Genomic DNA, 20,823 nt, shown 5'->3' with positions numbered 1-20,823 from the left:
ATTTGACGGCGATAATGTCGCTTAGAGGGCGAAAATGGAATTTCGACAAAAGCACTGTCATACAAGGGTTTCAGGCATTAATAAACACCCCGAATCCCTTGGTATGTGGGGTGCGAAACTCGAGTAGTATCTTTTTCATTTTAAACACCGTCCACTTCATATAATTCTTCAAATTGTTTTGTTACTTGTTTTATATCAAACTTTTCTAAAACCCTATTCCTGGCTTGTTCACCTAATTTTTTTCTCTCAGCATTTGACATGTTTAATATTTTTTCTATCCCTTCAGCCAAGGCTTGAGAATCTTTAATAGGCACAGTCTCCCCTGTTTCACCAACAACATAAGCAGAATCCCCAGCATTTGTTACTACACAAGGGGTTTTACATGCCATAGCTTCACCTACAACATTTGGGAACCCCTCATCTATCGAGGATAAAACAAATAAATCTGCAGCAGACATAACAGTTGGAATATCATCTCTCCGCCCGAGCAAACTAATCTTATCATTAAGATTAAATTTCTCTATAAGATGCATTAGTTCTTCATTGCTTTCATCAATATTTGTACCAGCCATTAATACATGAAAGTTAGAATCTATTTGATTTATAATTGAAAGAGCTTTAATAAAATTGTTATAGTCTTTTAAGTTATTCCATCGGCCTACATGTGTTATATATGGAACACCTTTATCTTTACCAAGCATATTGCTTACTATATATTTAGCATTATCAATTCGATTAAAATTATCTACCTCGAATCCATTGGGGATAACAACTATGTTCTCCGGGGTATAACCAAAGTTTTCGTGAGTTCTTTTTGCTTTAATAGAACAGCTAACAACCTTGTCTACTTTTGCTGACAACTTGGAATTAATTTTTGCAATAAACATTGTAGATTTCTTGTTTAATCTGAGGTCTAAATTATTTCTCCTAATTCCCCAGATTAATTTCTTTTGTTTAGAAAAACTAGTTAGTAAATATCCGAATAAATCTGCATGGTACATCCATGTTTGAATAACATCTGTGTCTTTTATAAGTTTTTTTGCTCGAAGAAATCCAGTTATTGCTGACATACTCTTATTCATATTCAAACAGTGGACTTTAACACCTAGTTTTTCAATTTTGGGTCCATAAACACCTTGACCCATCATTGATATAACCTGGATATCAAATTTCTCATGATCAGTATGCTTAAGTAATTTATAAAGCATAGTTTCGGCTCCGCCCATGTTTAATCCAATTATAATATGGGTTACTTTTAATCTTCTCATTAAACCACATCACTTTTCTAGTTACGCCGTTTATTTCTTAAGTACTGGTAAGCTTTTATTTTAGGAGATATCGTAATATCGTTCAGTATATCTTTATAATTTTTACTATATGAATGATTACGTTTTACATCATATTCCTTAATGAACATAGAAAATGATGTTAACCAGCTGATAGTTGTATCGATTTTATCAATACTGTCAGTTTGAGTACTTGACCAATTTTTATATATTTTTTCCAGAGACTTTTCATTGAATATTCCCAGCGAACTTAACTTGTTTAAATCTAATTCTTCGTCTATAAATCCACGCAGATCATTTCTTAACCATTTACCATATTTATGAGAAGCAGAGTTGCCACAATCTGGTGATCTATTATCATTTGATCCAAACAGTTTACCTGTTCGAGCCCATGGTATTTTCCATAGATTACCTGGAAGCAACGGCAATAATTTTTCATACAATACATCCGATCTAATAGGTAAATCCAAACTCCATAAAAATCTTGCAACTTTAGGCGAAGTAAATACTTGGTATAAAGGCTTTTCCATTGCAATAATGCTCATTGCAGTTGTTAAATACCTTCTAGCGTGATGTCTTTGATATTCCGTTTCACGGTACTGGAATTCTTCTCTTTTATGTTTGTCAATTGTATTCCGATAACATTTTGATTCATTTTCAATTTTTTCATAATATTGCTGCACTATGCTGTCTTTTAGTAGACCTAACTTATTTGCTTTGTCAGGAACAACTGGCGGGACATTTTGAAGAGGAATTCCATTATATTCAGCCCTGCCCATTGTGTCTCCATAACTTCCTGCTAAAATAATATCGCTATCTGCATCCTGGGCTACAGCATCCATGGCATGCAGATTATATGGCAAAGTTTCAGCTCCTACTTTTTGGACTAGATAAAAGTTCTCTTTTAAAACTTCAGGATTTAAAGAGAAGTGTTTATAATCCCAATCGTATTCCTCGGCAATTTTTTTTGCATACCAAACGTCTCTACTGTCGAACATGCCCCAGTTATAAGCTATCACTTGACCATTAAAGTCTCTATTTAGTTGTGCTTCCCTTAAAACACCAGCCAAAATTCTACTATCCATACCACCTGATAAAAGAATTCCTACTTTCTGAGTTTCTCCAACATATTTCAACACTTCTTCATATAAAATTTCTTTCAATTTAATTGCAGCTTCTTTAGGATCCATTTTTTTATTGTCATGTGGTGGTATATCATAATATTGCCAGTTGTTCTTTTCTTCATCATATTCAGCCATCCATGGAGTTCGTTTCACGGACTTTATTAATGATTTATCACCTATGATATAACTCCGCATTAATATCTCTATGACAGCTTGTACATCAAGATCCGTATTAGAAACTGACAAGTAAACGTCATTAAAATTCAAACTGAAACTCGGAAGGTTTTCTTCTATTGAATAATACGGATACTGACTACCAATATGCGCTTGTGTTGTTAGCCAACTTGGCCAATTCATCATGTTCAATTACTCCTTATCTAATACAGATTGGAATACATTTTCATACTGTTCTATAATATTTTTTATGCTGAAATTACTGACCAATTTATCATGAATATCTTTCTTATAATTCTGAAAGCTGACTTCGTTAATTATTAAATCATCTACAAATTTATCATGAAGTCCTAGGCATTTGATAATATCTTCAGTTCCACCAGGATGCTTAAGAACGAGCACGGGCACTTCTAAAGCAATTGCCTCGATAAGAACGTTTGGCATTCCTTCACTTCTTGAAGCCATGATAAATAGATCAGCATGTTTAAGCCATTTATATATATTTTTTTGAAATCCTAAAAATTTAATATGATCACTTAAATTCTGATCATCTGCAAATTCTATTAACTCTCTCTTTTTAGGTCCATCTCCTAAAATATATAACTTTGAAGTTGGGTTTTTAAATAAATATTCTTTAAAAGCATCGATAATCAGAGGAATTCTTTTCACTTCATTTAAACGTCCGGCAAAAAAAATACTTTTTTCCTCTTTGCAAAAATTATATTGTGTATCTTCTTTTGACTTATACAAAATTTCATTAAAATCTACTGGATTAAATATCTTTATAACCTTCTCTTGAGAAATATGTGCGTATTTTATAAAATCATCTTTCATCAATTCAGATTGACATATTATCTTATCAGAAAACTTATAAAGTATATACGTTTTTTTTTGAATAAATCTGTTTATTGGATTGGCGCTTAAACTCATAGAAGGAATAAGCGTTAATCTAGTGACCAATTTCGTTTTGTTTGGGAAAAAAAATTTTAATAGCAACAATAGAAGGTTCATATGCCCTAATGTTGATATAACTACATCCGGTTTTTCCCTCCTAATAAATTTTAAAAGTTTCATAGGTGCATGTCTTACACGTTTCACTTTTAAATCAACTTCACGCACGTTTGAAGGTACTTCATAAACTTTATTAGTAATAGAAAGATAAATAAGCGATACTTCATAAAGTGATTTATCGATTTCTTTAACTAAATTCACAAATACTCTTTCAGCTCCTCCACCTGCCAGAGTAGGTATAATAAAGAATATTTTCTTTTTCATTTAATACACCTTTTTCCTCAAAAAATTATACAAAGCATTCCTATAACCTTCTACATTAAATATTAATAATAGTATTAAATAACTGGTAACACTAATAATAAATATCAAAATGAGATTTAACCAATTTATATTATCAAATGGTATTAGCATCATTATAAATAATAAAATAAAATTTGAAATCAATACTTTAACCACTTGTTTTATTGCCAAAACTAATGGAAAAATTTTATATCCTATTATTATACTCAAAATAATCCCTATAACATATGAAAATAATGTTGCTATAACAGCTCCAATAACCCCATAAATGGGAAGCAATATCACGTTAGCGACAACATTTGCAATCGCTGAAAAAATCACAGGAATTATTTGTTTATATGTGTTTTGCCCTAGTTGAAATGAGTAATCAAAAAAGTAAGCTTTAAAACCTTGTAAAAGAGTTGCAATGGACATTAGTTGGATAATAAAAATAGCATTTTCACTGCTATAATTTTCACCTAATAACAATCCGGCTATAAATGGTGCTGTCATAATCATAAAGATAGCACTTGGCAAAGTAACAGCTAATAATAAGCTTGAATATTGACTTATCCTTTCTCTTGATTTTAGGATGCCATCATGCTCAAGCTCTTTTACGATAACAGGAAAGAAAGCCATGCTACACACCATAAATAGGTTAGTTAATGTGAAGGTTGTAAATTCATATGGTATTGAATATAAACCAACAGCTGATTCACTCAGAAAATGCTTGATGAGTATACGATCAGAAGAGTTTATAATATATACTAATAAAAAAGTAAAAGTTAATGGAAATCCATAATTAAAAACCTTCTTTGCAATTAACTTGCTAAACTTTAAATACTCCAGCCTAAAAACGAAATTATTTTTTGTATAAATAATAATTGGTATACTATGCGCAATTATTAATGCTATAAATAATGCTTCTTCGTTAACTTTGAACAAGAATACAAGAAACAAAGCTGTCGTAATTCTTATTATGGCCTTCAAAATCATGTTGAAAGCAAAAGTCTTGGGTAGTAGTTTTGCTCTCGACAAAGCCATTAGTTGTTCAAACAAGGCCTGAGAAAGAACTACAAAGAGTCCGAGAATGAAGAGTTTCTCAATTTGATAATCACCTTTATAAAGACTTATAAAAATTAACCAACCTATAGACAAAACTATACTAACCATAAGAAAAATAAAATAAGTAAAATTTTCAAATTCTACTGCTCGATTTTCTTTTTTATACTGTTGATAAAATCTGGAGCAACTCATTCTAATCCAAGGGAACAAAATGGATTGAATTAGCCCGAGGATAGCTATAACATAGGAATACCTACCATATTGCTCTTGTGTAAATATACGAGCGTATATTAATAAGCCCAAAAAGTTAAGTAAACCTGGTACAATTTTGGCCGGTGTATAGTGCACTAAATATCTTAACATTTTAGTCCCTTTGAACTATTATTCAAAGTTTTATTACTTGAATTATTGAAAACAAAAATAAAAACAATAAACGAAACAAATAACGAAAAGTCACTTTTAAATAGATTTGTAGGACCTGCGTATGGAACTATTAAGCTAAAGAAAAAGATGAACTGAATATAAAAAACCATGACTACTAAATTTTTTTTATCTGACAGTATTTTTTCAATGCCCCCTATCAGCATGCCAAAAATAAGTGAAATAAGTATAATTCCACTTATTCCAAAACTGTAAAATCCTAAGCTAATAAGATCCATGGGAATGCCTGACATATTCAAGAAAGACTCGGTATTTAATTGTGTTGCATTCATTGGTACTGAAAACGGCACTATTGAAGCAGGTAATAAATTAACTAAACCCAAGACAAAGTCAATAAATAGTCTTGGCATGTCATTAAAAAAAGAATTTTCAATTGCGTTCGTCAATGTAAAGAAAGGAAAAGAAAATTCGCCTATTATTTGAGAAACTTCCAACCCATGAGTTTTTAAAGAAAAATCATCAACAACAAAGTAGTTAAAAATTCGTTTTCCATAAAAAACTAAAAACAAAAAAACAACTAACATTATTGGCATATATCTGAGAATACTTTTCCTATAATATAGTACGTTTAAAAGAACGAAACCGACAATAAATACCAATAATCCCATCCTACTGGCTCTATTAAAATATAGAAGTATAGCAGCAATAAAATATATAATAAAAAATAACTGATATCTATTTATCAATTTATTACTAGTTTTTTGTAGGCCATAAAAAATTAGGCAAGATATTGGAATAAACATTGCTAAATTTCTCGTAAAGGCTAGTGGGACAGGATCCACCTCTCCACTTCTATATAAAGTATTAGTATTAAAAAATTCTTCTATTCCACCGACCGAGATAATAAAAATGAATAAAAAGAAAAAACCTATACATCCAATAAAATGCGCAAATCTCTCTAACTTCTTATCATCTCGGTTAAATTCTGAAGGCATTTTTTTAACAAAAGACCACTTTTCAGATAGTTTTGTACCTAATAATATCGATATATATCCAAGTAGTACATAGAATATCGCTATAATCGAGAAGTATTTTTCAACATTAACTAATTTTGTCCAAGCTGAAAATTCCATATTAAATAAATATATACTAAAAGGAGTAACAACAAAACTAAGAAAAAACATAAGATTGACCCCGGACATTATATCAAATGGTTTTGTCTTCTTTGTTCTTATTAACTCATTGATTATAATAATAAACCCCAAAGTACTAGCCAATATTGTCGAGTAAATTCCCATTGATTCCACCACTTACAAATTTTAAATTTTCCATTTAACTGATACACTTTTTATCTGCTATCTAACACAAATTAATTTCTATAAAATAACGTTTTTTAAATTGTGTTCCATATATACAATCTTCATTAATTCATCTTTCAAATCCTTAGGTGAACGTTCAGCAACTTGATCAATAAAATCGATTAACAATTTTGGATCCACTTCCACGGTCCGTCCCACATAAATCTTCTCATACACTTCCCCTGGCAGCACTTCATCCTCACCCAAGAGTTCCTCATACATCTTCTCACCGGGGCGTTTGCCGTTGAATTGAATGCCGATTTCATCCTCGGAATAGCCCGATAGTTTAATAAGGTTGCGTGCCAGATCGACAATTTTCACCGGTTCGCCCATGTCGAGGACGAAGATTTCGCCGCCTTTAGCCAGTGTCCCGGCCTGGATGACAAGACGGGATGCTTCCGGGATCGTCATGAAATAACGGGTCATTTCCGGGTCCGTAACGGTTAGCGGACCGCCACGCTCAATTTGCTTTTTGAACAGTGGGATGACACTGCCGCGGCTGCCGAGCACGTTGCCGAACCGGACAGCGGCGAATTTGGTCTTACTGCGTTTCGCCAAGTCCTGGACGACCATTTCGGCAATCCGCTTGGTGGCGCCCATGACGTTGGTCGGTCTTACAGCTTTATCAGTCGAGACGAGCACAAACTTTTCCGCGCCGAACGTATCGGCTGCTTCGGCGACATTTTTCGTGCCGACGACATTATTCTTGACCGCTTCGTGCGGGTTGTATTCCATGAGCGGCACATGTTTATGTGCGGCGGCATGATAGATGATCGCCGGCTGATAGGTTTCAACAATTTCAAAGATACGGTGACGGTCCTGCACATCGCCGATCATCGGGATGATATCGATATCGGCATCAGCGAATGTTCCTTTCAGTTCCATATTAATATTATAAATGCTGAATTCGCCGTGGCCGACAAGCAAAATCCGACTTGGTGAGAAGCGCATCAGCTGGCGGCACAATTCCGATCCGATCGATCCACCGGCACCGGTGACCATCACGGTACTGCCGGTGACGTATTCGGAGATGGAGCCGATATCGAGTTCAACCGGGTCACGCCCGAGCAGGTCTTCCACTTCGACATTTTTCAGATGGCTGACGGATACTTTCCCGGTCATGAGATCCTCGATTTTCGGGATCATCTGTACTTTGGCGCTTGTCTGATTGCAGTAGTCAACGATTTCATTCAGCTCACCATTGGCAAGCGACGGGATGGCAATTACCACATGCTCGATGTCGTGATTTTCCACAACCGACGGGATATCCTTGATGCGGCCGTGCACCGGCACATTGTATATTTCCATGCGCTGCTTGGTCAGGTCGTCATCAACAAACGCAACCGGCAGCAATGCGTTGTCCTCATTGCTGTTGTGCAGCTGACGGACGATCATCGAGCCGGCAGCCCCCGCCCCGACGATCAGTGTGCGTTTTTTCGCTTTATCCCCGGCGATGTAGCGGTCACGGAAGACGCGCCAGATAAAGCGCGATCCGCCAATCAGGGTGATATGTAATAACCAGGTGACAAGCAGGGCGCGGCTGTAAAGCGAAAAATCATTTGCTAAATACTGGACAATACCCGCCGCTATAATCGACAGGGTGATCGCTTTAACGATTGCCAGCAGCTCACCGATACTCGCATAGGCCCAGACTTTGTTGTACAGCTTGTAGATGGCGGCAAATAAATGATGAAATAATAAAAGGGCTATAGCGCTAATCACAATCGCGTCAAGTTCCAGGATTTGCGTGTACGGATACACAACCCATGAGGCGATGAAGATCGCTGTACTGACGATGATCGAGTCGAGCAGGACGAGCAGTGTGAGTCTTGTTCGATAGGTCACATGAATCACTCCTTTCGTTGTGGTTTTGTTTATTATATCAAATTTCCCGCCGAATAAATGGTCTTTTTTCGGCAAATTCAAACATTTTTTGCATTCACAGCCAACTAAATATGAGATGATTGGTTATATCATCCCCAATAGATCCCATCAATAAGATTTTAGTATAACACGTGTTGCGTTGTTTTCGGGGTGTTTCATGCATTTGTAACCGTTTTGTCAATCTTTCCTCAAACGCATTACAACAGTTACGACAGCTTATGGGCATGTCACGCCGCGTGGTACGTACGGCATCTCACGTCAGCAGTTTCAGCAAATAGGACACGACCTGTCTGCGGTTACGGATGTCCAATTTTCTGTATATGTCACTAATATAATTTTTGACAGTGCCCTGCCCGAGGAATAAATGCTCTGCGATCGCCTGGTTTGAGTGGCCGATGAACATTAAGTAAGCTATATCAAGTTCCCGTTTGGTGAACCGGATACCTTGGTTATCAAGCCGCTTGCCGAGAAGCTGTTTTTTATCAAGCGTCAAATCCCTAATGCGGTTAACCAGAAGACTGGCCACATCGCCTGACAAGACGTTCTGTCCGTTGTAGGCATCCTTGATCGATTGAATCAGTTTTTCCGGGTTCAGGTCCTTCAGCAGAAAGCCGTCCGCTCCGACTTTGATGGCCCGGATGATGCGTTCTTCATCTTGCGCGTCGGTCAGCATTACAATCTTAATAGCCGGATACTTGTCCTTTATATAGGCAGCAGCTCTGATGCCGTCCATCCGGTGCATATGAATATCCATCAAGATAACATCCGGTACTGCTTCCTCCAGCAGCGCGATGGCCTGTTCGCCGTCATCCGCCATAGCTATGACGGCAATGTCGCTTCGATTGTTGATTAAAGCTTCGACACCTTCACGGAACAGCCGCTGTGCATCGACGAGCATAACATGTATCAATGCATTATCACCCACTGGATTGTATATCAATCTCTTTTTCTCATCACTATAATAAACTACCTATACATAGACATGCATACCTAGAAAAGCCCGAGAAATGACTTTTTCTTGACGCGTTCGGGTGGGAGATGGTTCACCATTTTGCCATCAATCATTAAATCGGGATTTTCCCGGAACAGGTAAAACGTGTCGTTCCCATGTGTTTTATGCAATTCATCATAGGCATCCTTCAGGTAAAACCCGCGTGTTGTGGTGTTATGGGCGTCGGATGCGATAAAATGTGTTAAACCTGCCTCAATCAGCTGATGTGAGAACTTCTGGATTTTTTTGCCGAATTTGCCGCAGACGCTTGCCGCCGTCACTTGTGACAGAACGCCTTTTTCAACGATTTGATAGAGTTTATCCGGATTGTCCATGATCTCTTTATTCCGCTCCGGATGCACAATAACGGGCATATAACCCTTCAGCTGAATATCAAACAGTAATTGTTTGGCGTAGCGCGGTATATGCCCGGATGGAAATTCGACAAAAACGTATTTTGTCGTGTGATTGATCGGCAGGATGTCTCCCTGCTCCAGCCCCTCGACCATGTCACCGTGCAGACGGGTTTCCTGGCCCGGCAGGATCGACAGTGGTATGTCTTCTTCTGCCAGTTTATCATTTAAAATACTGGTGTATTTCAGAATGTCCGGTTTGGTATTGTCATAGTGGCCATTGCGGTGATGCGGTGTGGCCACAATCTGATGAATCCCCTGACCGGCAGCTGCTTTAGCCATGTCCAGCGTATCATGAATCGTTTGTGCGCCATCGTCGATCCCCGGCAAAATATGGCAATGAATATCAATCATGTCGTCACGTCCCGACCATATTTGTAACAAGTACTTTTCATTTTAGCAAACGAAGCGCCTTAATCCAACCTTAACGGAATAACAGCCGCTTTTTCTTGACATGGATTCGCTCCGGTGCGTCTCTGTTAATCGTTTGACCTAAGAGGAGCCGTTCACTGTTTTCGGTAAAATAATAGGCCGTGCTGTTGCCGTAATGCTTTTTAAGATAATTCATAGCTTCCTGCATGTAGAACCCGCGCTTCTTGACATTGTGCGCGTCGGAAGCCATGAAGTGTGTTAAATTGGCAGCGATTATTTGATTGGCAAACCGTTGTATCTTTTTACCGGCTTTACCGATCAAGTTACCCGCCGTTATCTGTGTCAACGCGCCGTTTTTGACCAGCCGGTAGAGCTTATCCGGATTGACACGTAATTCTTCATTGTGCTCCGGATGCGCAATAATCGGTTTATAGCCTGCAATCTGCATATCGAATAGCAGCTGGGTCGTGTATTGCGGAATGTGAGATGTCGGACATTCAATCAGCACATACCCGCTTGTTTGGTTCAGTGCCATCACATGGCCGCTTTCCAGGTCCCGAAGCATATCCCCATTGATTCTGGGTTCCTGGCCCGGGAGCACGTCTACTGGAATTTTCTCGGATTTTAATTGCGCATTTAATTGATGAACGGCTTCCATAATGTCAGGTCCATCGTTTTCATAATACCCATTATTATGATGCGGCGTGGCAACGATTTTGGTGATACCCTGTTTGGATGCCTCTTTGGCCATCGCCATGCTTTCTGCCAATGTTTTGGAACCATCATCAACACTGGGTAAAATATGACAGTGTATATCAATCATGCGCGTATCCCCCTCTTAACGCTTAGGACCAAATGCCCAACATTATTATAGCAGGGAACATTCATAATATGGAACCGCGAAAAGTCACTTATAAGTCATAGTATATGTCCAAAAGTCATAGATTCGATTGCTTTTGACACTGTTCGACAAAAGCAACTCCCCCATGGTGTATGAGGGAGATGTGTTGTCTTTTAACTGCCGTAATAGTAATAGTAATGGGATTCCTTTTTCGTCCGGTCGTTCAGGATGGTGCCCAATATTTTGGTATTGCCGGTCTGGAGGGCGTCAATCGCATTCCGGGCGGCTTCGTATTCGGTTTGTTTGCTGCGGGTAACCAGCAGCGATCCGTCACACAAGTTAGCCACAACCTGCGCATCCGTCACAGCCAGAACCGGCGGCGTATCAAACAGGATAATGTCATACATGTTGCGGGCTTCCTCGATAGTCCGCGCCATTTTTTCCGACGCCAATAACTCCGACGGGTTGGGTGGAATCGGGCCGCATGGGATCACATCAAGATTGTCAATATCCGTCTGAGCGGTCACATCTGAGAGCGGGGAGTCCCCAACCAACGTATTACTCAGCCCTTTCAGATTATCGAGACGGAAGGTATAGTGCATCGTCGGCTTGCGCATATCCGCATCGATCAGGAGCACGCGTTTCCCCTGCTGGGCGTATACAACCGCCAGATTTGCTGTTGTCATCGACTTGCCATCCCCCGGGCCGGCTGACGTGACCAGGATGACCTGCAGCACATCATCCACTGATGAAAACTGAATATTCGTGCGGACGGTGCGGTACTGCTCGGACACCGGTGACCGCGGGTTCAAGCTGGTGATCAAATGCCGCATTTTACTGTTTTTAGTTGACTTTTTCTTGCGCGCCATCCAAGTCACCTCCCCTTCTGCTCTGTTTTGGTGCTGATTGGAACGGGTTTACCTGGACATCATCATCCGACACGTGTGATATGACACCAAGCACCGGTACACCGATTTTGTCTTCCAGATCCTTTTCGGTGGTGATGGTGTTATCCAGATATTCAAGCAGAAACGCAAGGCCGACGCCAATCATGCCGCCCAGTACAACCGCGATGGCAATGTTGAGGAGCGGTTTCGGGCTGACCGGTGACGGATTGCCGCTAAGTTCTGCTTCAGACAGAATAGAGACGTTATCGACATTCAGAATATCCGGGATTTCCTTCTGAAACGTTTTAACCGTTGTATTGGCGATGTCCGTCGCTAGTGCGGGATCGGCATTTGTTGCTGTCACGGTCACGACTTGTGAATTCTCAGCACTGGATACGTTAAGGTTGCTCTCAAGCTGGCCCACCGAATAATCCAGACCGAGCTCGTCAATCACCGGTTCCAGAATGGCAGGACTTTTAATAATCACATTATACGTATTAATCAAATCGACGCTTGTCTGTATTTCGTTCGTGGTGAATTGCTGGGACGACTGCTCCTGCTCTTTCTGGTTAACCACAAACATCGAGCTGGATTCATAGGTCGGCGTGAGCACAAAATAACTGACCACTGCCGCAATGAGTGCCGCAGCCACTATAAGGCTGATAATCAGTAAGAGCCGCTTCTTGATGACCTCAAAGATCTCTTTGAGCGATATCGTTTCTTCCATTTACGTGTTACCTCCTGTTTCGACGGTCTATTCAATTGTTGCCTGATCATCTAATGTATGATTTCGACATCATAACGAAAATTATAACATAGATTTTGAGGAATCGTGATAGTTTTTTTGGACGATTGGAGTGGATAGCGGGATGGAGTGGTGTTTTGGCGGGGGTTTCGGTGGGGTTGCGGTGAGGTTTTGGTGAGGTGGCGCGGTTGGTCGTGGGTGCTATGGGCGGTGTTGGCTGGGGCAGCCGTGTTGCGAGTTTAACACGACGGGATGTTGAACCGGAGTTTATGTGTGCTTATGTGTGGGGGCGGGCCATGTTGCGAGGTTTGTGCATGAGGTTTGCGCATATGGCTGGATTTGCGGGGTTCGCGGTGGATCCCTTATTTCGAGATTTCGGGGCGATATTTTGGGGGATCCGAGGCGCGGGTATGGGTTCGGGATTCGGGGTTCGGGGCGATATTTTTGGTTTCGCGCCCATGTTTGCGCGCTCGGGAACATGTTTCGGATTTCGCGCCCATGTTTGTGCGCTCGGGAACATGTTTCGGATTTCGCGCCTATGTTTCGGCGCTCGGGAACATGTTTCGGATTTCGCGCCCATGTTTGTGCGCTCGGGAACATGTTTCGAATTTCGCGCCCATGGTTCCAGCCCGAAACCGGGATTTTCGCATAAATGTGACAAGAAACCCACCCATATTTTTCCTTTCCCGCATAATATTACAAGAAGATTACACATTCGCCACAAGTTGATTACAAGTATGGCAAGAATCTATTAAACTTTTACAGGATCATGTATAATTGGAACAAATTTCATCACGAATTATGAAGGAGGATCTTTCATTGGCCAATAAGAAAATTTTCATGTCGGTAACGGCTAGTGCTTTCATCGCTTCGGCAATCTTCGCAGCTGATGACGCAGAAGCAGCTTCGTATAAAGTAAAGAGCGGTGACTCACTCTGGGAAATCGCACATGAGTATGACACGAGCATTGGACAGCTGAAATCAATCAACAATCTATCAGGCGATATCATTTATCCGAATCAGGTTATCGAAACGTCTAAATCCAGCAACTCATCCAATTCTTCATCCAACAGCAGTTCCAGTTCGAACAGCGGGAAATCTACATATACCGTTAAAAGTGGTGACACGTTAAGCGGAATCGCAGCACGACATAATATTTCCGTATCTGATTTAATGGATTGGAACAATTTGGATTCCCACTTGATCTATCCAGGAGACAAATTCACTGTATCAAATGGCAGCTCAAACAATAGCTCAAGCAACAACTCAAGCAGCTCCAATTCAGGCAGCAGCAGCAACTCAAATTCGGGAAGCAGTTCAAATTCCGGATCATCCGTTTATACGGTTAAATCCGGCGATTCACTATCAGCGCTCGGCAGCGAGTATGGCGTATCCGTCCGCCAGCTGAAAAACTGGAATAACCTGTCATCCGATTTGATTCTGATCGGCCAGAAGCTGAGCATCGACGGCTCGAAAGGATCGTCCGGATCAAGCTCTAATTCAAACTCATCAGGTTCAAGCAGCAGTAACAACTCAGTAAGCAACAGCGGCGACTATAACGTGAATGAGCTGATCAGCACCGCTAAAAGCCAGCAAGGCACCCGTTATGTATGGGGCGGATCTACACCGAAAGGATTCGACTGCAGCGGCTTTATCCAGTACACACACAATAAAGCCGGCAAAGACATCCCGCGCCTCTCGAGCGCAGGCTACTACAACCGCGCTCAATACGTGAACAACCCGGAAGTCGGTGATCTTGTATTCTTCGAGAACACGTATAAGAGTGGCATCTCACATATGGGAATCTATCTCGGCGGCGGTGACTTCATCCACGCCGGATCAGACGGCGTTGAAATCTCCAATGTAAGCAACCCATATTGGAGCAAGCACTTTGATGGCTATAAGCGGTTTTATTAATGGACAAGCATAAGATAGCTCCCGGCTTTTAGCCGGGAGCTTCTTTTTGGTTTTAATGGATTGGTAGATGGTGGATTTTCGGCCAGGGCCGAAAATCGTCTTCCTTAGCGGCGTCGTAATTGCACGCGTTAGGGGTGCTCTCGCACGAGTTCGGAGCGTTCTCGCTCAAGTTGGGGCCGTTCTCGCACGAGTTGCGGGCGCTCTCGCACGAGCTGGAGCTGTTCTCGCACGAGTTGCGGGCGCTCTCGCACGAGCTGGAGCTGTTCTCGCACGAGTTCGGAGCGTTCTCGCTCAAGTTGGGGCCGTTCTCGCACGAGTTGCGGGCGCTCTCGCACGAGCTGGAGCTGTTCTCGCACGAGTTGCGGACGCTCTCGCTCAAGTTCGGGTGCCTCTCGCTCAAGTTCGGGTGCCTCTCGCACGAGTTGAGGCCGTTCTCGCTCAAGTTCGGGCGGCTCTCGCTCAAGTTCGGGTGCCTCTCGCACGAGTTGAGGCCGTTCTCGCTCAAGTTCGGGCGGCTCTCGCACGAGTTGAGGTGCTTCTCGCTCAAGTTCGGGGCGCTGTCGCACAAGTTGCGGCGCTTCTCGCTCAAGTTCGGGGCGCTGTCGCACGAGTTGCGGCGCTTCTCGCACAAGTTCAGGGTGCTGTCGCACGAGTTGAGGTGCTTCTCGCTCAAGTTCGGGGCGCTGTCGCTCAAGTTTGAGCAGTGTTGATCAAACGTTTGATTATATTCCATTCTGCCTCTCACATGAATAATAAGGGCCTTGACACGTCCCACCTTCACCCGCCTGTATAATTTTATGAAACTTTCAGCCCTTTTTGCTCCCTGAACAGCTTTATATAATAGGTAAAGAAGCTTCCGACCCAACGTCGAGAGCTTTTTTGGTTTTGATCAATGTTGGATTTTCGGCCGGAGCCGAAAATCGTCTTTCTGGAACGATTTGTATAAACAAATATTCAGCTATAATCGATGGGAGGGATTGTGCATACAGTGCTTTAAATAGCGTTCTTCGGCCGGTGGAATGTCCCGTCTACATGATTAACCCTTTCATCGCACCCAATAATCTCATAAATGGTCACCTCCCAGTGGCTATTTTGTATTATATAAATGTATGAATGAGATCGATGCATTTCTGCGATATATCCTCCGGGGCTTGTCCTTTTATCGTCAAACCTCTTGATCGCCAATCGAACGTTCTGATTTGATCTGTCAGGATAACCCCCTCTATTGGTGAATCTTCCGGCAATAGAACCTCAAAGGGATATCCCTTATGTTTTCTGGTGATCGGACACAATGCTACGAATTTTCCTTTGTTGAATAGCTTAGGTGATAAAACAATTGCCGGTCTATGTCCCGCTTGTTCACTTCCCGATTGTGGGCTGAAGTTGATAAAGATCAGATCACCTTTGTCTGGAATGCTTTCATCAATCACCAGACCTCACTGCCTTCAGGTTTACCGAAATCGATCTCGTTATGCTGATTGTCTTCTGTGATCTGACTCATGAGTTCTTCAAGTGTTGGCGTTTTTTTGACAGGCTTTATGAATATGCCTTCATTATTTGCTGATACTTCAACTTTTGAGCCATGATCGACACCAAACCGGTCTGCCAGATGCTTAGGTATTCTCACACCTAAACTGCCACCCCATTTTTGAACGGTTGTCATAAAAACAGCCTCCCTTTGTTCCTTTGATTCCATTGTATCACCTCATTTTACACTTTGTATATATATTATATATACTTATTGAAAATTTTATGCAAAAACAGGAAAAAAGTGATACAACTTCTGGAAAAGTAATTAGGGTAAACTAAACAAAGAATGCAAAAAGACATCTAAATAACTTTCCACCCGCCGAATCGTATCATTGCTGCCTTTTTACTAGTTGATAAAATGTTTCTTCAAATACTCCTTTCTTTTTGCCTCCGTATGCCAGATAACACTGTTAATAGCTTTTGGGGTGCTCTCGCACAAGTTGAGGCAGCTCTTGCACGAGTTCGAGCGCTTCTCGCTCAAGTTCGGGGCACTCTCGCACGAGTTGCGGCGGCCCTCGCTCAAGTTCGGGGCGCTGTCGCACGAGTTGTGGCGCTTCTCGCTCAAGTTCAAACGACTCTCGCTCAAGTTCGGGCGCTTCTCGCACGAGTTGCGGCGGCTCTCGCTCAAGTTTGAGCTGCTCTCGCACGAGTTGCGGCGCTTCTCGCTCAAGTTCGGGCGGCTCTGGCACGAGTTGAGGCCGTTCTCGCTCAAGTTCGGGCTGCTCTCGCACGAGTTAAGGGCGTTCCCGCCATCATACCTCCCCTTCATTTGTTGGAACTTCCGCACTAACGGTAGACGTTACCACTTTCTAAAATGTACCATTCTCCCTGGTATTTGCCGATTGCCACATTGATGTCCCATCCCTTTTTGCATAAGTTTGAGATTTGAGTGGATACGCGTAAAGGGCCGATATCTCGCTTGCTGCCGATTGCTTCATCCAACCAAAGTTGCCCACGTTCGATGGACTTGATAGAAAAATAACCTTCCAGAATTTCTTCAAATGGTTTATCCGGTGTTTTTTCAGCATAGTCAAGAAACAAATCAGCCAATTTCTCAACGTCGGGGAGATCTTTAGCTTCATCAAAGTACTCCAGTACATTATGGTACGTGGACTGGTTGATATAACCGTTTTCGAATAGCCATTTATTTAATTTCTTCATGACTTTTACAGCTGCTTTCATAAATGATACGCTGCTCATTACTTTGCGGATCATAAAGTAATCCAGAAATTCATCAAAACTGCCGGATGATAGCTTTTCCGGGCTGAACATTTTAGTATAACAATCCTCGTCCTCATGAAATTGCGCTTCCCATTTTTTCCATTCGTCTTCATTCAAACGGTTAGGCGCATATTGATTCAGATAATCCTGAAAAAAATGAATCACATCTTCATAATCCCGGTAAGACTTTTGCTTCAGCCGATTATGCTGTTCTGCCAGAAATGCTCCTAATACCGTATCAATATTTTCCAATAACAACACCTCTTAACTTTCTATGAATTTTCTGGCGGCTGATTCCGCTTTGTAAGCTTTATATATCCAAAATTAAAATGGGCCGACCCAAAGTCACCAATTAGTAATCTTTTGGTCAGCCGTTTGGTTCTTCACCTTCGTTCTATTCATTCTTCAACTGGTTTGAAAATATAAGCGTTTTTGTTCACTGCCTCAACCTGGACCTTTTGATCTATTTCTACACTCTGACCTGTATATCTTCCGGTGATTCTCAGTCCTTCATTCAGGTCAACTAAGACAATATAATATGGTGCAATATCTGCATAATCTTTGGGAGCAGCATGGATCTTAGTATACGAATATACTTCTCCACTCCCGTTCAGTTCCTTTGTCTTTAATTCCTTCGAATAGCAGGAGGCACAATGGTTTTTATCGGCATGTAAAATTTGATCACAATTTTTACAGTATTTCGCTGTAATGTTCAAAATTAAGCTCCTTTCCTACGGAGTAGATGAACCGTCGAATATGCTCCCGTTCCTCCAAGATTTTGTGCCAATCCTATTTTAGGATTTTCAACTTGGTTTGCTGCACTACCATTAAGCTGATCAACGATTTGTATAATTTGAGCTATTCCTGTTGCTCCAATAGGATGTCCTTTGGATAAGAGTCCTCCACTCGTGTTGACTGGTACAAGTCCTCCATGTTTTGTCAGCCCATTCTCCAAGGCTTCCCAACCCTTGCCTTTCTCAAAAAAACCTAATTCTTCAATTGCAATTATTTCTGTCATTGAAAAACAGTCATGGACTTCAACCACATCGACATCTTCCGGTCCAATTCCTGCAGCCTCATATGCACGTTTCCCTGAAGAGTAGGTAGCAGACATATGGAGAAGATCATCGACTTCCTGCATTAGTGGTGTCCCGGATGCTTGCCCTGAAGACAATATCTCAACACCATTAGCTCCTCTTTGAATCATCACCGCTGCAGCTCCATCCGAAATCGGTGAGCAGTCAAATAAGCCTAACGGATCAGTTATAGGTTTTGCATTAAGGATCTCTTCCAATTCAACTGGCGTTGTAAACTGGGCGATTGGATTATTTATGGCATATTCTCGGTTTTTTAGCGCCACCATTGCTAAATGTTCTTTTTTAGCTCCATATTCGTGTATATATCTATTGGCTAATACGCCAAAAAAGCCGGGAAAGGTCAGTCCAGAAGCACTTTCATTAGATTCATTATCCATAGCATGATTAATAGCTTTAGTCACTGTTTCCGTATCAAATCCCGTCATTTTTTCTGCACCGGCAACTAGCACATTATCATATTCACCTGCTTTCACCAGTTGATAAGCTTGTCGAAAAGCAAGCCCGCCTGAGGCACATGCTCCTTCCATTTTTATTGACGGAACATTTCCTAACCCAAGCTCGTTAGTTACAATAGAACCAAGTATTTCTTGATTAGCAAGAGATCCGGAAGCAAAATTACCGACAAACACAGCATCCACTCTGGGACGATCAGCCTCCACAAGAGCATCTTTACACGCATCAATCAACATTGATTTGATGGAGTCTTTCTTCTTGCCAAATTTCGTTATGCCTCTTCCCACCACTGATACATTGGTCATGATTTCACCCCTGAACCTGATATTTTTCTCTCAACGTTTTGCGAAGAATTTTGCCATAACTACTTTTAGGGAGTTCTTCCACTATCTCTATAAATTTAGGCTTTTTATAACTAGCCATATTCTCTTTACATAAGTCAATTAATTGCTCTTTACTTACACTTTGAGAAGGATCACTTAAAACTACATGCGCGCATATAGACTCTCCCCATTTTTCGTCAGGCACTCCAAATACACAGGTTTCTTTAACCAATGAGTGTTGATTCAGGACTTCTTCAACTTCACGCGGATATACGTTAAGCCCCCCTGTGATAATGGTATCTTTAGCTCGGTCAACAAGTCGTAAATAGCCGTCTTCGTCTTTCCATCCTAAATCTCCTGTATAAAACCAACCATTTTCAAACGAATCATTAGTCGCCTCTTCATTTTTCCAATAACCTTTCATTACCAATGATCCTTTACATATTACTTCTCCTATCTCGCCGTTTGGAACTTCCTCTCCATTTTCATCAACTATCATTAGCTCCACAAAAGGACCTGCAGCTCCACAGGAATTAGGTCGGTTTTTCAATTCATGTTTTGGCATCATTGTAATAGTCATTGGAGCCTCTACTAGCCCATAAGTTTCTGCAAATTTTGGACCAATTAATTCGAGAGCTTTATTAACTTTGTCTACGGCAATCGGGGAACCAGCCATATTAATAGATTTAATGTTTTTTAATTTTTCTGGGTCAAAGTTTTTAGAATGTATCATGAGATTAACTAAGGTGGGAACTAGGAATATAACTGATATTTTTTCCTTTTCAATATCCTCTAAAGATTCTTCAGGACTAAATTTGTTAAATATTACTTGCTTTAATCCGTAAAACAAGGAACATTGCGATAAGAAGTTACTGCCATGTGTCAGAGGTGCTACATGACCAATGATGTCTCCATAAGAAATTTCACATGCCATATTTAGGGATATTGCACTTGAAATCATATTTTTATGTGTTAGCATAGCGCCTTTAGGATTGCCAGTAGTTCCAGATGTGTACATAAGGGCATATAAGTCATCGCCGTTGACATCTATATTTGGAAATTCGTCACTTTTTCCTTTTGTATAAAACGAATAATCTAAATCCATATCAATTTTTTTGATAGGCACTTGTACTGAATCTATTAATTCAGTTTCAGCAAATAAAATCGAAGCCTGTGAATTGTTTATAATGTATTCCAATTCTTTTGGATGTAATCTGTAATTAATCGGTACTTTAATAAGTCCTGTTAGAGCAACTGCTATATCAAATTCAACATGTTCACGACGATTCGACATTAAAATAGCGACTCGGTCACCCTTTTGCAAGCCTTCTTCTAGTAGAGCATGAGCCAGTCTGCAGGCATTTTTTCTTAATTGATCATAAGTCAGTGTACCTTTTGTGTCCTTAACAGCGGGCTGATTTTTATATTGTTTAAGTGACTTTTTAGCTAATTTTCCAAGCGTTTCCAC

20 protein-coding genes are annotated in these 20,823 nt (G+C 40.9%); 3 read left to right on the top strand and 17 right to left on the bottom strand.

Annotated elements, in window-relative coordinates; all coding sequences use genetic code 11:
- Nucleotides 1–140: 140 nt before the first annotated feature.
- The 11 genes from IEW67_RS08660 to IEW67_RS08610 all read right to left on the bottom strand — a co-directional run bounded on the left by IEW67_RS08660 (nucleotide 141) and on the right by IEW67_RS08610 (nucleotide 12,796).
- Nucleotides 141–1,268, bottom strand: coding sequence for a glycosyltransferase family 4 protein (locus IEW67_RS08660; protein ID WP_188632671.1), 1,128 nt, complete (start codon nucleotides 1,266–1,268; stop codon nucleotides 141–143).
- 17 nt (nucleotides 1,269–1,285) lie between these two features.
- Nucleotides 1,286–2,770 (bottom strand): asparagine synthase-related protein, encoded by a 1,485-nt coding sequence (locus tag IEW67_RS08655; protein WP_188632670.1) that lies wholly within the window; start codon nucleotides 2,768–2,770, stop codon nucleotides 1,286–1,288.
- A gap of 6 nt (nucleotides 2,771–2,776) precedes the next feature.
- Complete coding sequence (locus IEW67_RS08650) at nucleotides 2,777–3,859, bottom strand: glycosyltransferase (RefSeq protein WP_188632669.1); 1,083 nt, start codon at nucleotides 3,857–3,859, stop codon at nucleotides 2,777–2,779.
- Nucleotides 3,860–5,305, bottom strand: coding sequence for an oligosaccharide flippase family protein (locus tag IEW67_RS08645; protein WP_188632668.1), 1,446 nt, complete (start codon nucleotides 5,303–5,305; stop codon nucleotides 3,860–3,862).
- The gene (locus IEW67_RS08640; RefSeq protein WP_188632667.1) at nucleotides 5,299–6,621 is read right to left on the bottom strand and encodes an O-antigen polymerase; all 1,323 of its coding nucleotides are present in this window, start codon (nucleotides 6,619–6,621) and stop codon (nucleotides 5,299–5,301) included. Before IEW67_RS08640 ends, IEW67_RS08645 begins: the two co-directional genes overlap by 7 nt.
- Before the next feature lie 78 nt (nucleotides 6,622–6,699).
- Nucleotides 6,700–8,526 carry a polysaccharide biosynthesis protein gene (locus IEW67_RS08635; RefSeq protein WP_188632666.1) on the bottom strand — a complete coding sequence of 609 codons (1,827 nt, stop codon included), beginning with the start codon at nucleotides 8,524–8,526 and terminating at the stop codon, nucleotides 6,700–6,702.
- Nucleotides 8,527–8,818: 292 nt separating this feature from the next.
- Nucleotides 8,819–9,505, bottom strand: coding sequence for a response regulator (locus IEW67_RS08630; protein ID WP_229671718.1), 687 nt, complete (start codon nucleotides 9,503–9,505; stop codon nucleotides 8,819–8,821).
- Between the two features lie 50 nt (nucleotides 9,506–9,555).
- Entirely contained in the window at nucleotides 9,556–10,323 is a 768-nt protein-coding gene (locus IEW67_RS08625; protein WP_188632665.1) for a tyrosine-protein phosphatase, read from the bottom strand.
- Nucleotides 10,324–10,393: 70 nt separating this feature from the next.
- Nucleotides 10,394–11,164, bottom strand: a complete 771-nt coding sequence (locus IEW67_RS08620) for a tyrosine-protein phosphatase (RefSeq protein WP_188632664.1) — start codon at nucleotides 11,162–11,164, stop codon at nucleotides 10,394–10,396.
- Nucleotides 11,165–11,355: 191 nt separating this feature from the next.
- Nucleotides 11,356–12,051: a CpsD/CapB family tyrosine-protein kinase gene (locus IEW67_RS08615; protein WP_188632663.1), complete on the bottom strand. Its 696-nt coding sequence runs from the start codon at nucleotides 12,049–12,051 to the stop codon at nucleotides 11,356–11,358.
- Nucleotides 12,026–12,796, bottom strand: coding sequence for a YveK family protein (locus IEW67_RS08610; RefSeq protein ID WP_188632662.1), 771 nt, complete (start codon nucleotides 12,794–12,796; stop codon nucleotides 12,026–12,028). Before IEW67_RS08610 ends, IEW67_RS08615 begins: the two co-directional genes overlap by 26 nt.
- A gap of 837 nt (nucleotides 12,797–13,633) precedes the next feature.
- On the opposite strand from IEW67_RS08610, the gene IEW67_RS08605 reads away from it, so the two are divergent.
- Together IEW67_RS08605 and IEW67_RS08600 are read left to right on the top strand one after the other, a co-directional pair.
- Nucleotides 13,634–14,731: a C40 family peptidase gene (locus IEW67_RS08605; protein WP_188632661.1), complete on the top strand. Its 1,098-nt coding sequence runs from the start codon at nucleotides 13,634–13,636 to the stop codon at nucleotides 14,729–14,731.
- Nucleotides 14,732–14,850: 119 nt separating this feature from the next.
- Nucleotides 14,851–15,441 (top strand): hypothetical protein, encoded by a 591-nt coding sequence (locus IEW67_RS08600; protein WP_188632660.1) that lies wholly within the window; start codon nucleotides 14,851–14,853, stop codon nucleotides 15,439–15,441.
- Between the two features lie 387 nt (nucleotides 15,442–15,828).
- On the opposite strand, the gene IEW67_RS08595 is transcribed toward IEW67_RS08600, so the two are convergent.
- Nucleotides 15,829–16,161 (bottom strand): type II toxin-antitoxin system PemK/MazF family toxin, encoded by a 333-nt coding sequence (locus IEW67_RS08595; RefSeq protein ID WP_188632659.1) that lies wholly within the window; start codon nucleotides 16,159–16,161, stop codon nucleotides 15,829–15,831.
- Nucleotides 16,158–16,427 (bottom strand): AbrB/MazE/SpoVT family DNA-binding domain-containing protein, encoded by a 270-nt coding sequence (locus IEW67_RS08590; RefSeq protein ID WP_229671717.1) that lies wholly within the window; start codon nucleotides 16,425–16,427, stop codon nucleotides 16,158–16,160. The genes IEW67_RS08595 and IEW67_RS08590 overlap by 4 nt, the downstream gene beginning before the upstream one ends.
- Nucleotides 16,428–16,701: 274 nt before the next feature.
- Here IEW67_RS08590 and IEW67_RS08585 point away from each other — a divergent pair, with 274 nt between their 5' ends.
- Nucleotides 16,702–17,115, top strand: coding sequence for a hypothetical protein (locus tag IEW67_RS08585; protein ID WP_188632658.1), 414 nt, complete (start codon nucleotides 16,702–16,704; stop codon nucleotides 17,113–17,115).
- Here the strand turns inward: IEW67_RS08585 and IEW67_RS08580 are convergent.
- The 4 genes from IEW67_RS08580 to IEW67_RS08565 form a co-directional block, all read right to left on the bottom strand.
- Nucleotides 17,048–17,734, bottom strand: a complete 687-nt coding sequence (locus tag IEW67_RS08580; RefSeq protein WP_188632657.1) for a hypothetical protein — start codon at nucleotides 17,732–17,734, stop codon at nucleotides 17,048–17,050. The genes IEW67_RS08585 and IEW67_RS08580 overlap by 68 nt on opposite strands.
- Nucleotides 17,735–17,880: 146 nt before the next feature.
- Nucleotides 17,881–18,198, bottom strand: a complete 318-nt coding sequence (locus tag IEW67_RS08575) for a Zn-ribbon domain-containing OB-fold protein (RefSeq protein ID WP_188632656.1) — start codon at nucleotides 18,196–18,198, stop codon at nucleotides 17,881–17,883.
- Nucleotides 18,199–18,200: 2 nt separating this feature from the next.
- Nucleotides 18,201–19,337 (bottom strand): thiolase C-terminal domain-containing protein, encoded by a 1,137-nt coding sequence (locus IEW67_RS08570; protein WP_188632655.1) that lies wholly within the window; start codon nucleotides 19,335–19,337, stop codon nucleotides 18,201–18,203.
- Between the two features lie 4 nt (nucleotides 19,338–19,341).
- The gene (locus tag IEW67_RS08565) at nucleotides 19,342–20,823 is read right to left on the bottom strand and encodes a class I adenylate-forming enzyme family protein (protein ID WP_188632654.1); all 1,482 of its coding nucleotides are present in this window, start codon (nucleotides 20,821–20,823) and stop codon (nucleotides 19,342–19,344) included.

The organism is Lentibacillus kapialis, from assembly GCF_014646635.1.
Lineage (GTDB): Bacteria > Bacillota > Bacilli > Bacillales > Amphibacillaceae > Lentibacillus > Lentibacillus kapialis.
Note: the sequence above shows the minus strand (reverse complement) of the source record. Positions and strands in the feature narration are given on the sequence as shown.

Bases quoted from the DNA above. Each gene is read 5' to 3' on its own strand.
- IEW67_RS08570 (WP_188632655.1), bottom strand. From the start codon at position 19,337: ATGACCAATGTATCAGTGGTGGGAAGAGGCATAACGAAATTTGGCAAG.
- IEW67_RS08590 (WP_229671717.1), bottom strand. From the start codon at position 16,427: ATGGAATCAAAGGAACAAAGGGAGGCTGTTTTTATGACAACCGTTCAA.
- IEW67_RS08655 (WP_188632670.1), bottom strand. From the start codon at position 2,770: ATGATGAATTGGCCAAGTTGGCTAACAACACAAGCGCATATTGGTAGT.
- IEW67_RS08645 (WP_188632668.1), bottom strand. From the start codon at position 5,305: ATGTTAAGATATTTAGTGCACTATACACCGGCCAAAATTGTACCAGGT.
- IEW67_RS08620 (WP_188632664.1), bottom strand. From the start codon at position 11,164: ATGATTGATATACACTGTCATATTTTACCCAGTGTTGATGATGGTTCC.
- IEW67_RS08615 (WP_188632663.1), bottom strand. From the start codon at position 12,051: ATGGCGCGCAAGAAAAAGTCAACTAAAAACAGTAAAATGCGGCATTTG.
- IEW67_RS08650 (WP_188632669.1), bottom strand. From the start codon at position 3,859: ATGAAAAAGAAAATATTCTTTATTATACCTACTCTGGCAGGTGGAGGA.
- IEW67_RS08625 (WP_188632665.1), bottom strand. From the start codon at position 10,323: ATGATTGATATTCATTGCCATATTTTGCCGGGGATCGACGATGGCGCA.
- IEW67_RS08660 (WP_188632671.1), bottom strand. From the start codon at position 1,268: ATGAGAAGATTAAAAGTAACCCATATTATAATTGGATTAAACATGGGC.
- IEW67_RS08640 (WP_188632667.1), bottom strand. From the start codon at position 6,621: ATGGGAATTTACTCGACAATATTGGCTAGTACTTTGGGGTTTATTATT.
- IEW67_RS08610 (WP_188632662.1), bottom strand. From the start codon at position 12,796: ATGGAAGAAACGATATCGCTCAAAGAGATCTTTGAGGTCATCAAGAAG.